Raw genomic sequence first — 13343 nt, 5'->3', positions numbered from 1 at the left:
TGGGCCGAAAAGGGAAAACAGAGCTTGTCGCACACCGCCAAACCGCTGCGTCTCACGCCTGTGGGCCTCGTGCTGGTGCCCTTGGCGCTCGCCTGCGTAATCACCGGGGTTGCGGTGCTGGCGGTGAGCCTCAATCATCGTCTGGCGATTGTCAGCCCCGCGCCGCTGCTCACCGCCACGATCCTGGTCTATTCGGCGCTCCTGATCCTGCTTGGCCGCAGCGCAGTCGCCAATCTCCGCGAGCTGGAATCGCTCAGTCTGAGGGATACACTCACCCGGCTGCCCAATCGCTGTGCGCTGCACGTGGATGTCGAACGCCTCGCGGAAAGCGGCGAGGAAGTGGCGCTGGCGCTGATCGATCTCGACAGCTTCAAGCAGGTCAACGACCATTACGGCCACGCCCTTGGCGACCAGCTGATCGAGCATTGTGCGCAGATGCTGGTCGAGGCCTGCGGCAACGAGGCGCGCTGCTACCGGCTCGGCGGCGACGAATTCGCAGCGGTGTTGGGCGGCAAGGTCGCCGGGACGATCCTTGAAGGCATGTGCCGCACGCTGCTCGAGCGGCTGGCCACGCCGGTGACGGTGGCCGGCAGGCAAATCGCGGTCGGAGCCAGTATCGGCCTTGCTCGCAGCACCGCTGAACACCGCGTGCCCTCGTCCGAGTTGCTGCGCCGCAGCGACGTGGCGATGTACATGTCCAAGCGCGGTGGCAAGATGCGCTGCACCTGGTTCAACGAAACCTTCGACCGAAGCCGCGAGCGCGTGCGCGAGATCGAAGACGAGATCCGCACCGCCATTGCCGCAGGCGAATTTGCGCTCGCCTACCAGCCGCTGGTCGATGCCGAGGACGGGCGGATCGTCGCGGTCGAGGCGCTGCTGCGCTGGCCGCGCGGCGAACGTATGCCGCTTGGCCCCAACGTCTTCATTCCGGTGGCCGAGGATTCGGGGCTGATCAACCCGCTCGGTCAATGGGTGCTGCGTCAGGCGGTGTGCGATGCGCTGCGGTGGGACGACATGACCCTGTCGGTGAACATCTCCGCCGCGCAGCTGCGCAATCCGGAGTTTCCGATCAAGCTGGGCGAGGTGCTGGAAGAAACCGGCTTTCCCCCGCACCGGCTCGAACTGGAAGTGACCGAGACCTGCCTGGTGCTCGATCCGGTGGTGGCCGAACGCACGCTCGATGTAATCCGTGCCTTCGGCGTGCGTATCGCGCTCGACGATTTCGGCACCGGCTATGCTTCAATCGGCTTCCTGCGGCGCTTCAGCTTCGAAAAGCTCAAGCTCGACCGCAGCCTGATCGAACTGGCGAGCGGCGATGAGGGCAGCCGCGCGATGATGCTCTCCAGCATCGCGCTCGCCCGTGCGCTGAACATGAGCGTGACCGCCGAAGGGGTCGAAACCGAGGCGCAGGCCGAGCTGGTGCGCATGGCCGGCTGCGACCAGATCCAGGGCTGGCTCTATCACCGCGCGCTGCCCGCCGCCGAGATCGACCGCCTGATCGCTGAGCAGAACGCCAAGCGCGCGGGAGAGGCAGCCGCGTGAGCGCGATGGAGGATATTTCCCTCGACCTTGCGGCCGAACGCGCCGGGACTCAGGCTGTCCCGACGAGGGCGGCGCAGACCGGCAGCATGGGGGGGGGCTGCGGCGCTGGTTCGAGCGACTCTCGATCAGCGGCAAGATCTCCTGCTTCTTCATGCTCGGTCTGGGCTTCGCGCTCGCTGCCGGACTTTTCGCGATCGGCGGATTCATCGAACTCGGCAGCCGCGCGCAACGGATCAACCTGATCCTTGATCACGCGCTCGAAGCCGAGCGGCTGGTCACCCATCTCAGCGAAAGCCAGCGTCATGCCGAAATGCTGGTGACCGGCAGGCCAGGGGCGCGCGGCAGCGCGGCGCGCGATCACCTCGCCGCCGCCGAACGCGTCATCGCCCGCCTTTCGGACGCGCTGCGCGAAGACAACATCCCCGCCTATGATCGGCTTGCCGTGATTCGCGAGGGTGTGGCCGATTTTCACCGCCAGATCGCCGCGTTCGAGCGCGATGCCGGGAATCCGCAACTGCGCGAGGCCCGCGCGCGCGAGGTGACCGCGACGGGCGGCGCGGTGTTCGCGGCAGGCCGCGAATTGGCCGACCTGCTGGGCAAGGACGCCGATGCCGGCGCGCATGCCCAAGCTGACCTCATCCTTGCCCTGCTGCTCATATGGATCGGCATCGCGGCAGCGCTGATCCTGATCACCCTGATGGCGCAGCGCTATGTCAACCATACCGTCGGCGGGCTGCTGAGGTCGATGGCCGAACAGATGACCCAGCTGGCCGCCGGGGCGAAGCGGATCGAAATCACCGGCATCACCCGCCAGGACGAGATCGGCGAGATGGCGCGCGCGCTCGAGGTGTTCCACCGCGCCGGCCTGCGCCTCGAACGCCTCAGCCGCGAACGCGCCGAACGCGCGCGCGCGGAACGCGACGCGCAGACCCGGCTCCAGCAGCAACAGCAGGACGCGCAGCGTGAACGCGAGCGGATGCTGCGCGATCTTGCCGACCGGCTGGAACGCTCCGTCGGCGATGTCGTCACCAATGTCGCCGCCGCTGCCAGCCAGTTGCAGGCAACCGCCCAGCTGATGACCGCCACCGCCGAGGACACCAGCCGCCTTACCGGCGAGGCAGCGGGCGCGATGGAGGAAGCCGGTCTTGGCGCCACCGCCGCGGCTTCGGCGAGCGATGAATTTGCCATGTCGATCGGCGAGATCAGCCGGCAGGCCGCAGACTCGGCCGAATTGGCACGCGAGGCGACGCGTTCGGCCCGCCAGGCCGACAGCACCATCGGCGCGCTCACCACCTCGGCGCAGCAGGTCGGCGAGATCGTCGAGCTGATCAATTCGATTGCCAGGCGCACCAACCTCCTCGCGCTCAACGCCAGCATCGAGGCCGCCCGCGGCGGCGAAGCGGGCCGTGGCTTCGCGGTGGTCGCCAGCGAGGTCAAGGAACTCGCCAACCAGACCAGCCGCGCAACCGAGAAGATCGCCGAACAGGTCCGCGCAATGCAGGCCACCACCGGTGCCAGCGCGTCGGCGCTGCGGACGATCGCGGAACAGATTGCGCAGCTCGAAACCACCGCGGTTGCCATCGCCAGCGCGGTCGACCAGCAGTCGATCGCCGGACAGGATCTGGCGCGCAGTATCGATCTTGCCGCACGCGGCACGCAACGCGCCTCCGGCCATATCGCGCAGGTGCGTCAGGCGACGCTCTCGACCGGTTCCGCGGCCGGCCAGGTGCTCGCCAGCGCCACCGGCCTCGAAACCCAAGCCGCAAGCCTGCGCCAGCAGTTGCAGGCTTTCCTGATGCGGGTGCGGGCGGGCTAGAGCGGCCTGCTGCTCGCGCAAAGCGGTGTCCGATCGCCTTCGTCAATCAAGCTTTCGGCAAGGATTATCCTTTACGAAAGCTTGCAAACACGCACCGGGGGATTGTGGCATGAACATGATGACACTGCAGGAACGGCGCGAGGAACACGCGGTGCCTGACTTCGTCCGCGACCTCAGAGCCGATTTCGAGAGCGAGGGTGCCGTCACGTCGGGCCCGGCCCAGACGAGCCGCGAACCTGCGCGCATCAGCCTGCTCGAACGGCTCGCGTGGTTCCGCAATCTTTCCCTGTCGAACAAGATCAACGCCATTTTCGGCACCTTCTTCGCGGTCGGCACGCTGATGACGCTGGTGCTCGGGCTCGGTCTGACCGATCTGTGGAAGCGCTACAACGCCACGGCGCGGGTGCAGGAAGCCGTGGTCGCCGCGGGCGCGCTCGAAACCGCCTCGGGCGAGCTGCGCTATCACGCCGTGCGGGCGCTCTATGACCGTTCCGCGCGCCTGCGTGAGAGCCAGCGCGCGAGCGAGGCGGCGCTGGCCGCGCAGATCGCCACGCTCGATGCCGCGCTCGGCGCGCATGTACCCGGAATGGAGCCGCGCGTGGCGACCCTCGCCGCCCAGCTCGCCGCTTTCCGCAGCGAGGCCGACCGCGCCGCCGAAACCGTGCGCAGCGGCGGCAATGCCAACGCCGCAGCCGCCACACTCGCGGCAGCGGGCGAGAGGCTGGTGAACGAGGCGGGCCGGCTCGCCACCGATCTCGCGCAGCACGCGCAAGCCCGCGAAGCCAGCGGCATCGCCTATTTCTTCAACATGGTGCTGATCCTCGCCGTGCTCGCCGCCTTCGCCGCGAGCGTCCTGCTGCTGGGCATGGCCTACTTGTCGCACGATTTCTCGCGCAAGATCGTCGAAATCGCCGGCGCCATGAACCAATTGTCCGAAGGCGATCGCAATTTCACCATCGCCGGTGCGGAGCGCGAGGACGAAGTGGGCCAGATGGTTCGCGCGCTCGAACTGTTCAAGCGCGCCAACAAGTGGATGGAAGATCGCGCACGCGAACGCTCGGAGCGGGCCGAACAGGAATTGCTGATGCAGCAGGAACGCGAGCGCGAACGGCTTGAAGCCGAGGCCAAGAAGGCTGCGCTGCTCGACGAGGTTGCGCGCCAGTTCGAACGCACGGTCGGCGAAGTTGTCGGCGGCGTGGCCGCGGCATCGAGCCAGCTCCACACCACCGCCACGCGCATGGCCAAGAGCGCCGAAGAAGCCAGCCGCCGCACCAGCGACGTTGCCGCTTCGATCGAAGAGGCCAATGCCGGGGCGACCGCCGCGGCAGCCGCGAGCGACGAATTCGCACTCTCGATCAGCGAAATCAGCCGTCAGGCGGCCTCGTCGAGCGAGCTCGCCCGTCTCGCCGCCGCGGCGACCGGAGAGGCGGACGAGACGATCACCGCGCTTGCCGCCTCGGCCGAGGAAGTGGGCCAGATCGTCGAGCTGATTCAGACGATCGCCCAGCGCACCAACCTGCTCGCGCTCAACGCCAGCATCGAAGCGGCCCGCGGCGGCGAAGCGGGCCGCGGCTTCGCGGTGGTTGCAAGCGAGGTCAAGGAACTGGCGATGCAAACCAGCCGCGCAACCGAAAAGGTCGCCGAACAGATCCGCGCGATGCAGACCAGCACCGGCGCCAGTGTCAAGGCGCTGCGGGCGATCGCAGGACAGGTGCGCGAGTTGGAGAGCACCGCCGTCTCGATCGCCACCGCGGTCGATCAGCAGTCCGTGGCGGGGCGTGATCTGGCCCAGAGCATCGACCTTGCCGCCCGCGCGACCGAGAAGGTGAGCACGCATATCGAGGACGTGCGCCAGCTGTCGCTCTCGACGGGCGCGGCGGCCTCGCAGGTGCTGCTCAGCGCCAACGAGCTTGAAGCCCAGGCCTCGCACCTCAGCGAACAGGTGCGCGACTTCCTGCAGACGGTCCGGGCGGGGCACTAGCGCCCCCCGGTTTTTCGGCCACTTCACCGACCTCGCGCACCAGGGGCACGGCAGAGGGGGCCTTCGCCTAGGGAAGGGCTGTGAGGCGGCCCGCTTGTCAGGCGCTTGCCTGCCACAGCGGGAAGCGGGCGATGCGGCCTTTGGCGGGCATCAGCGCCGCGATCGTGCGCGCGGGTTGCAGCGCACCGAGGATTTCGGGATGGGCGGCATCGAGCCCGCCGGTGAGGCTGCCGAAAGCGGGCAGGATCATGCGCTCGGCCCCGTTGTCGCTGCTGCCGATGACCGCGCAGGGACGCGCGATATGGCGGTTCCTGAGGTTGACCCGCAATTTGGGATGGTAGTGGCCCGAAAGCTCGGGCGCGGTCTCTCCGGCGCGGGCTTCATGGCGCAGGACAACGCCGCCCAGTTCTAGCTCGGGCACGATCGTCCCGCCGAAGCCCTTGGGCAGTTCCTCGTCGTGGTTGCCGGTGATCCATACCCAATCGAGCGCCCGCGTGAGCGCCTCGAGCATCCCGGCGGAGTGTGGATCGAGCCTGAGCGCGCCGGCAGCATCGTGGAAATTATCGCCCAGCGTGATCACCCGCCGTGCGCCGGTTAGCCGCACCGCCTCGGCCAGCCGTTCGAGACTATCGCGGCTGTCATAGGGCGGGAGCATCTGGCCGCGCGCGGCAAACCAGCTCGCCTTCTCCAGATGCAGATCGGCCACCAGCAGCGTGCGCTCGGCCGGCCAGTAGAGCGCGCGGCCTTGCCCGAGCGCCAGCTCGTGTCCGGCAAAGGCGAAGGGAAAGAACATAGCGCGAACCATGCCTGGCTCATTGCCTGCAAAGATTCGCTTTGGCAATGCCGGGGCGGGCCTTGTGCGGTGCGCTTCATCGCCTATGCTGCGGGCAAATGACGGACGGGGATGTATGACGGACTGGACACCACATACGGGCCGCGCGCGGGCGTGGTTTGAAGACCTGCGCGACCAAATTTGCGCTGAATTCGAGCGTATCGAGCGCGAGGCAGGCTCTGACGCCCGCTTCACCTACATCCCGTGGGAGCGCGAGGAGCAAGGCAATCCCGATCCTGGCGGCGGCGTTCAGGGGCTGATGAAGGGCAAGGTGTTCGAGAAGGTCGGGGTCAATGTCTCGACCGTGCGCGGCAACTTCGCCAAGGAATTTGCCGGCTCGATCAACGGGGCGAGCGCGGACAACCCCGGCTTTGCCGCGACTGGGATCAGCCTGGTGGCGCACATGGCCAATCCGCACGTGCCGGCCGTGCACATGAACACCCGCTTTCTCACCACCACCAAGGCCTGGTTCGGCGGCGGGGCGGATCTCAATCCGCCGATCCCCTATGCCGAGGACACCGCCGAATTCCATGCCGCGATGCAGGCCGCCTGCGATCCGCACGACGAGACCTATTATGAACGCTATTCGAAGTGGGCGCAGGAGTATTTCTACATCCCGCACCGCAAGGTGCATCGCGGGGTCGGCGGGATATTCTGCGATCACCTCGAATGCGCCGATGACGCCGGCTTCGATCGCAATTTTGCCTTCATCCGCGACATCGGCAGGAAGTTCCTCGACGTCTTCCCGGCGATCGTCAGGCGGCGCATGCACACACCCTTCGATGCGGCGGACGAAGCGCAGATGCTGGAATACCGGGGCCGCTATGCCGAGTTCAATCTGGTCTATGACCGCGGCACGATCTTCGGCCTCAAGACCGGCGGCAATATCGATGCGATCCTGATGAGCCTTCCGCCGCGCGCAATCTGGCCCTGACGCGGAGGGCCGCGCCCTTCTTCGCACTTGCGGCATGGTGCTCTGGCGCTCATATTCACCCGTAATGCTGCGCCAATACGAACTCGTCGAGAAGGTCCTCGAATACGACCCTGCCGCCGACGAGGCGATGCTCAACCGCGCTTACGTCTATACCGTGCAGAAGCACGGCAGCCAAAAGCGTGCGAGCGGCGATCCCTATTTCTCCCACCCCGTCGAAGTCGCGGGCCTGATGACCGACCTCAAGCTCGATCAGGCGACCATCATCACCGCGCTGCTCCACGACACGGTCGAAGACACGCTCGCCACGATCGAAGACATCGAGGCCCATTTCGGCCCCGAGGTCGCGCGGCTGGTGGATGGTGTCACCAAGCTCTCCAAGATCGAGACCATGCCCGAGAACGAGCGCGCGGCGGAGAACCTGCGCAAGTTCCTGCTGGCGATGTCGGAAGATATCCGCGTGCTGCTGGTCAAGCTCGCCGACCGGCTGCACAACATGCGCACGCTGCATTTCATCAAGTCACCCGAAAAGCGCCAGCGCATCGCCCGCGAGACGATGGATATCTACGCCCCCCTCGCCGAACGCGTGGGGATGTACGAATACATGCGCGAGATGCAGGCGCTCGCCTTCCGCGAGCTGGAGCCGGAGGCCTATGCCACCATCACCGGCCGGCTTGAACAACTGCGAAGTCAAGACGGCGGGCAAGTCGATGCCATCGCGCTCAAGATCAAGCAGCGCCTTGCCGAGGCCGGGCTCAAGGTCGAGGTGTCTGGTCGCGAGAAACACCCCTATTCGATCTGGCGCAAGATGGCCGAACGCCACGTCAGCTTCGAGCAGGTGACCGATATCATGGCCTTCCGCGTGCTGACCGATACCGTTGAGGATTGTTACCGCGCGCTCGGCATCCTCCACACCACCTGGCAGTTCCTGCCGGGCAAATTCAAGGACTACATCTCGACCCCCAAATCGAACGGCTACCGTTCCTTGCACACCTCGCTGATGTACGAGAATTCGATGCGGGTCGAAGTGCAGATCCGCACCCGCGAGATGCACCGCACCAATGAATTCGGCCTCGCCGCCCACTGGGCCTACAAGCAGGGCGACAAGCCCGATGGCGCGGTCGGCTGGCTGCGCGACCTGATCGAGATCGTCGATGCCAGCCACGATGCCGAGGAGCTGCTCGAGCACACGCGGCTGGCGATCTATCAGGACAGGATCTTCGCCTTCACGCCCAAGGGCGCGCTGTTCCAGCTACCCAAGGGCGCGACCGCGGTGGACTTTGCCTTCGCAGTCCACACCAACCTCGGTAGCCAGACGGCGGGTGTGAAGATCAACGGGCGTCACATGCCGCTCAGGACACCGCTCAACAATGGCGATGTCGTGGAAATCATCAAGAACCCCCACGCCTCGCCACAGCTGTCATGGCTGTCTTTCGTGGTTACGGGCAAGGCGCGCGCCGCGATCCGCCGGGCGGTGCGAATGAAGGAGCGCGCCGAGGTGGCCGAGATCGGGGCCAAACTGTTCGACGAGATCGCCGCGCGCGTGCCCGCGCGGATCGGCAAGAAGGCGATCCGCGCAGCGGTGCACCGGCTTGGCATGGAGGAACCGGATGAGCTGATGTACGCCATCGGCGCGGCCAAGATCTCCGATCGCGAGGTGATGGAGGCGCTGGTGCCCGGCTGCACCGCGAGCATTGCCGCGGATGAACACTGGGAACGGCGTGAACGGGCAATCTCGATCCGCGGCCTGACGCCCGGGGTCGCCTTCGAGCTCGCCCCGTGCTGCCACCCGGTGCCCGGCGATCGCATCGTCGGCATCCGCCGCAAGGGCGAGCCGGTGCTGGTCCATGCGATCGACTGCATGGAACTGGCGAACGGGGTGGACAGCGACTGGATCGATCTTGCCTGGGGCAACCGTTCGGTAGGGGCAGCGGGGCAGCTGTCGGTGACGATCTACGACCGGCTGGGCACGCTCGCGGAAATGGCGGGGATCTTCGCACAGAACAAGGCCAACATCATTACCCTGATCCAGGCCCAGATCGACCACCCCTTTGTGACCTATAATATCGAGGTCGAGGTCGAGGATGCGGCCCACCTCAACCGCATCATATCGGCCCTGCGCGCCAGCGACGCGGTAGCACAGGCGGACCGGCAGTAGGCTCAGCCCCCGTCCGTCACCCGCCGCACCGGCACGCGGATGTTGCAGATGTCCGCGCCGCCGGCGGGCACGATGAAGAACGGATCGCGGCGGTTGGCGATGGCTTCGGCGTAGCGGGCGAAGATTGCGCTTTCGGTCGAGAGATATTCAAATCTCGGTTGTTCGCTCGCGGGAAGATCGCTCGCGACCCGCACCGTCAGGATCGGCGTGCGCTTGCCCGCTTCCTCCGCGGTGTAAAAGCCGAGATCGCCCGACCCGCGCGGCAGGCTCGAGAGGTGTTCCATCCCCTCGATCACCCGCCCGACCAGCGCAATGTTGCGATCGAGATGGCGCGGGGCATGGCCGATCACGGTGTAGAGTTCCGCGCCCGAGCCGGTGTCGGGCGAGTAGTTCCGTCCGACGCCGACCATGCCGTAGCAATGGACAGGCCAGACCCCTGACATTCCCTGCTGGCTAGAGAGCGGCCAGCCCCGCACGATGCCGGCGTTTCCATATGTGTCGTCTTGCTTGGTATCGTCCGCACCAACGGGCGGCAGTGGTGGGCAAACGTGATGACCACACCAATCATGCGTCACATACTCCGCTTCCCCCATCACCTTCAGCCCTTGCGGCAAGGGCTTGGGCTTCCCCGTCGCTTCCGGGTTGTCGTAATTGGGATCGCCCCACTGGGTGACGTAATTGTCCTGCACCCGGTTGACCGAGATGCCGTCATACCACTTGGCGCGTGCGAGCAGGCGGATGTTGTGGACCCAGCCTTGCGAGAAGGGCGCGGGCATCAGCTGGATCACCACCGTGCGCGGCTTGCCTTCGGCATCCGGCGCGAGGGTCATCACCAGCAGATCCTCCGCCGGAATCGCCACCCAATCGCTCTTGGGCGCGGCGGCGACGATCTCCGATGGCGCTGGCGCGGGAGTCTTTGGTTGCCCTACCGCTTCGCTACTTGAGGGCAAGGGCTCGTCCTGAGCGACAGCGGGCAGGGTGAGGGTGAGGGCCGTCGCAGCGGCGAGGAAGGCTCTGTTCATGCGGGCATAGTGCCAGCCAAGCAAAGCCATAGCCAGAATGAAAGCGATGGCCCGGGCCGCATGGCCGCGAGGGCAACTGCCCGCCGCGCCTCATGGCGCGTAAGCCAAGGGCGGATGCGCCCGCCGGCGCTTGAGAAAAAACAAGGGGCGCCACGCAAAAACCCCTTTCCACGCGTTTTGGGGGGCGGAAAGGGGTTCTTGAGGCAGCGTTCGCAGGGAATGCCGGATCCGCGCAGCGCTGACCACCGCGAGTCTCGTACCACAATTCCGGTGCACTGCCAAACCTGTCGCCTTGCGAAGGGGGCCATTCACCGCTATCGGCGCAGCCTTGCCCTTCTTGGGCGCTCCAGCAACCAAGCGGCAGCGCGCCAAAAGGCGCGCAGGCAGCCGAGCGGTAGCGCAACAAGAACGTGCAGCGGAGCAGTGGCCGAGTGGTCGAAGGCGCACGCCTGGAAAGTGTGTATACGGCAAAACCGTATCGAGGGTTCGAATCCCTCCTGCTCCGCCACCTACCCAATCCCAGCCGGACCTCGCCAGCCGTGCAAGCCCTCTAAAATAGAGAGAAATAGCAAAGCTGACGTTCCCGGCTGGCCCTTGCCGTTCCCCGCAATCCGCGTTACGTTGTGGGAAATAGTGTGGGGAAAGTGGCGATGGGTAAGCTCACGGCAACAGGTATCGCCAAGCTCAAAGAGCCGGGGCGCTATTGGGATGGCGAGGGGCTTGGCCTTATTGTCGGCAAGGGCGGCAGCAAGAGCTGGATTGTCCGTGTCCAAAAAGACGGGCGGCGGCGCGACATTGGCCTAGGCAGCGCCAGCAAAGTCCCGCTCAAGCTTGCCCGCGAGCGTGCGGCAGAGGTGCGCCAGCAAATCGAGATTGGGATCGATCCGGTTGCAGAGCGCGCCAAGGCGGCGGGCATTCCCACGTTTTCCGCAGCCGTAAAAACGGTTCATGCCGAGAACGCGCCGAGCTGGAAAAATGCCAAGCACGCGGCGCAATGGCTCAACACGCTCGAAACCTATGCGGTGCCTGCTTTCGGCAATCGTTCGGTGGCGGACGTCGACGCGGCAGCGGTGCGCGACTGCCTCGCGGCGATATGGCTGGAAAAGCCGGAAACCGCACGGCGGCTGCGCCAGCGTATCAATGCCGTGATCGATTGGGCAGTCGCCAAGGGCTACCGGACAAGCGGGCTGGCCTTGCCTGTGATCGACAAGGCGCTCCCAAGGCAGCGCGCCAAGCCCAAGCACCATGCCGCGCTCCCCTATGCCGAGCTTCCCGTATTTACGCGTAAATTACGGGAATCCGAAAGCATGGGGCGGCTGGCACTCGAAGCTGTTATCCTGACTGCCGCACGTTCGGGCGAGGTGCGGATGATGACTTGGGGCGAGCTTGATCTGGATGCGGCAACGTGGACGGTGCCAGCCGAGCGGATGAAGGCAGGACGCGAACACGTGGTGCCGCTCTCCCCGCAAGCGGTGGCGCTTTTCGAGCGGATGAAAGCGCATCGCCGCGAATACACCGACCTTGTTTTTCCGGGCCAGAAGCGCGGCAAGCCCCTCTCCGACATGACGCTGACAAAGGCGCTCCGCGACATGGGGCTGAACGTTACCGCGCACGGCTTCCGCTCTACCTTCCGCGATTGGGTTGCCGAGCAAACCAACTGGCCTTCCGATCTGGCAGAGGCGGCGCTGGCGCACGTGGTGAGCGACAAGACCGTTGCCGCATATCAACGTGGAACTATGCTGGAAAAACGCCGCGAGCTTATGGCGGCTTGGGCCAATTACTGTGAAGGGGCGCGCTGCGGGAATGTCGCGCAGTGACGTGACCCCCTGATTTTCCTCCACGCTCGATTAGAGTCTGGCCTGAAGGAAGGACAGACGATGAAGCGCAAGAGGTTTTCAGAAGAGCAGATCATTGGGGTGCTGAAGGAGGCAGAGGCGGGGGCGAAGACCGCTGATCTGGCCCGGCGGCACGGGGTGTCTGAAGCGACGATCTACAACTGGAAGGCCAAGTATGGCGGGCTGGAGGTATCCGAGGCCCGGCGGCTGCGGGAACTTGAGAGCGAGAACGCGAAGCTCAAGCGGCTGCTGGCCGACACGATGCTGGACAACGTGGCGCTGAAGGATTTGCTCTCAAAAAAGTGGTGACGCCCGCCGCTAAGCGGGAAGCGGTCGCTCATCTCCAGGCGTGTCATGGGATGAGCGAGCGGCGGGCGTGCCGTGTCATCGATGCTGATCGCAAGAGCGTGCGCTACCGTTCCACACGGGACGATGATGCCGATCTGCGCGAGAAGCTGCGTGGGCTGGCCAACCAGCGCCGCCGGTTCGGCTATCGCCGTTTACATATCCTGCTGCGTCGGGAGGGCGTGACGATCAACCGGAAGAAGACCCAGCGGCTTTACAAGGAGGAAGGTCTGGCGGTGAGGCGACGACGCAGCCGCAAGCGTGCTGTCGGCACCAGAGCACCTGCTCCGGTGCTGGCGCTGCCGAACCAGCGCTGGAGCCTGGACTTTGTTCATGACCAGATAGCTTCTGGCAGGCGGTTCCGCGTGCTCAACGTTGTCGATGATGTGACCAGAGAGTGCCTGGCAGCGGTGCCGGACACCTCGATCTCCGGGCACCGTGTCGTGCGCGAGCTGACCCAGCTGATCGCCCAGCGCGGCAAGCCGGGCATGATCGTCAGCGACAATGGCACCGAGCTTACCAGCAATGCCGTGCTCGCATGGTGCGGCGAGATCGGCATGGAGTGGCATTACATCGCTCCGGGCAAGCCGATGCAGAATGGCTACGTCGAGAGCTTCAACGGCCGCATGCGCGACGAGCTGCTGAACGAGACCCTGTTCATGAGCCTTGCCCATGCCCGGGTCGAGATCGCTGCCTGGGTCGAGGACTACAACCGCGAGAGACCGCACTCGTCCCTTGGCTACGCAACACCGGCGGCGTTCGCCGCCGAACTGAATAAGCAATGGACTGCTTCGCTACGCCCTACGGGCTCCGCTACGCAGCCCATTGCTTCAACCGCGCTGATGCGCAAAACAACCGCCCGGCTCTAATCCCAGCTGGGG

9 protein-coding genes and 1 tRNA gene are annotated in these 13343 nt (G+C 65.6%); 8 read left to right on the top strand and 2 right to left on the bottom strand.

Going from position 1 to position 13343, the window contains the following annotated elements; all coding sequences use genetic code 11:
• Positions 1-24: 24 nt before the first annotated feature.
• From BZF61_RS13710 to BZF61_RS13700, 3 genes are all read left to right on the top strand, one after another.
• Positions 25-1542 (top strand): putative bifunctional diguanylate cyclase/phosphodiesterase, encoded by a 1518-nt coding sequence (locus tag BZF61_RS13710; RefSeq protein WP_245804652.1) that lies wholly within the window; start codon positions 25-27, stop codon positions 1540-1542.
• Between the two features lie 151 nt (positions 1543-1693).
• Positions 1694-3358: a methyl-accepting chemotaxis protein gene (locus BZF61_RS13705; protein WP_245804651.1), complete on the top strand. Its 1665-nt coding sequence runs from the start codon at positions 1694-1696 to the stop codon at positions 3356-3358.
• 115 nt (positions 3359-3473) lie between these two features.
• Positions 3474-5339, top strand: a complete 1866-nt coding sequence (locus BZF61_RS13700) for a methyl-accepting chemotaxis protein (RefSeq protein ID WP_245804650.1) — start codon at positions 3474-3476, stop codon at positions 5337-5339.
• Positions 5340-5436: 97 nt separating this feature from the next.
• Here the strand turns inward: BZF61_RS13700 and pdeM are convergent, their stop codons facing one another.
• On the bottom strand, positions 5437-6144 hold the full coding sequence (pdeM, locus tag BZF61_RS13695; protein WP_245804649.1) for a ligase-associated DNA damage response endonuclease PdeM: 708 nt from the start codon (positions 6142-6144) through the stop codon (positions 5437-5439).
• 103 nt (positions 6145-6247) lie between these two features.
• Here pdeM and hemF point away from each other — a divergent pair, with 103 nt between their 5' ends.
• Together hemF and BZF61_RS13685 are read left to right on the top strand one after the other, a co-directional pair.
• Positions 6248-7105: an oxygen-dependent coproporphyrinogen oxidase gene (gene hemF, locus BZF61_RS13690; protein ID WP_086619958.1), complete on the top strand. Its 858-nt coding sequence runs from the start codon at positions 6248-6250 to the stop codon at positions 7103-7105.
• Positions 7106-7169: 64 nt separating this feature from the next.
• A complete protein-coding gene (locus BZF61_RS13685) occupies positions 7170-9260 on the top strand; it encodes a RelA/SpoT family protein (protein ID WP_086619957.1) in 2091 nt (696 codons plus the stop codon).
• A gap of 2 nt (positions 9261-9262) precedes the next feature.
• Here the strand turns inward: BZF61_RS13685 and BZF61_RS13680 are convergent, their stop codons facing one another.
• Positions 9263-10282 carry a peptidylprolyl isomerase gene (locus BZF61_RS13680; RefSeq protein WP_086620013.1) on the bottom strand — a complete coding sequence of 340 codons (1020 nt, stop codon included), beginning with the start codon at positions 10280-10282 and terminating at the stop codon, positions 9263-9265.
• A gap of 417 nt (positions 10283-10699) precedes the next feature.
• Here BZF61_RS13680 and BZF61_RS13675 point away from each other — a divergent pair.
• From BZF61_RS13675 to BZF61_RS13665, 3 genes are all read left to right on the top strand, one after another.
• Positions 10700-10790, top strand: a tRNA-Ser gene (locus BZF61_RS13675).
• Between the two features lie 142 nt (positions 10791-10932).
• Positions 10933-12099 carry a tyrosine-type recombinase/integrase gene (locus tag BZF61_RS13670; protein ID WP_086619956.1) on the top strand — a complete coding sequence of 389 codons (1167 nt, stop codon included), beginning with the start codon at positions 10933-10935 and terminating at the stop codon, positions 12097-12099.
• A gap of 60 nt (positions 12100-12159) precedes the next feature.
• A protein-coding gene (locus BZF61_RS13665; protein ID WP_143737079.1) for an IS3 family transposase occupies positions 12160-13331 on the top strand; the annotation gives its coding sequence in 2 pieces (ribosomal slippage) (positions 12160-12412 and positions 12412-13331; 1173 coding nt in all).
• Positions 13332-13343 lie beyond the last annotated feature (12 nt).

Origin of the sequence: Erythrobacter tepidarius (assembly GCF_002155695.1) — a bacterium.
In the GTDB taxonomy this organism is placed as follows: Bacteria; Pseudomonadota; Alphaproteobacteria; order Sphingomonadales; family Sphingomonadaceae; genus Erythrobacter; species Erythrobacter tepidarius.
Note: the sequence above shows the minus strand (reverse complement) of the source record. Positions and strands in the feature narration are given on the sequence as shown.

Bases quoted from the DNA above. Each gene is read 5' to 3' on its own strand.
- BZF61_RS13670 (WP_086619956.1), top strand. From the start codon at position 10,933: ATGGGTAAGCTCACGGCAACAGGTATCGCCAAGCTCAAAGAGCCGGGG.
- pdeM (WP_245804649.1), bottom strand. From the start codon at position 6,144: ATGGTTCGCGCTATGTTCTTTCCCTTCGCCTTTGCCGGACACGAGCTG.
- BZF61_RS13700 (WP_245804650.1), top strand. From the start codon at position 3,474: ATGATGACACTGCAGGAACGGCGCGAGGAACACGCGGTGCCTGACTTC.
- BZF61_RS13685 (WP_086619957.1), top strand. From the start codon at position 7,170: ATGCTGCGCCAATACGAACTCGTCGAGAAGGTCCTCGAATACGACCCT.
- BZF61_RS13680 (WP_086620013.1), bottom strand. From the start codon at position 10,282: ATGAACAGAGCCTTCCTCGCCGCTGCGACGGCCCTCACCCTCACCCTG.
- BZF61_RS13705 (WP_245804651.1), top strand. From the start codon at position 1,694: ATGCTCGGTCTGGGCTTCGCGCTCGCTGCCGGACTTTTCGCGATCGGC.
- hemF (WP_086619958.1), top strand. From the start codon at position 6,248: ATGACGGACTGGACACCACATACGGGCCGCGCGCGGGCGTGGTTTGAA.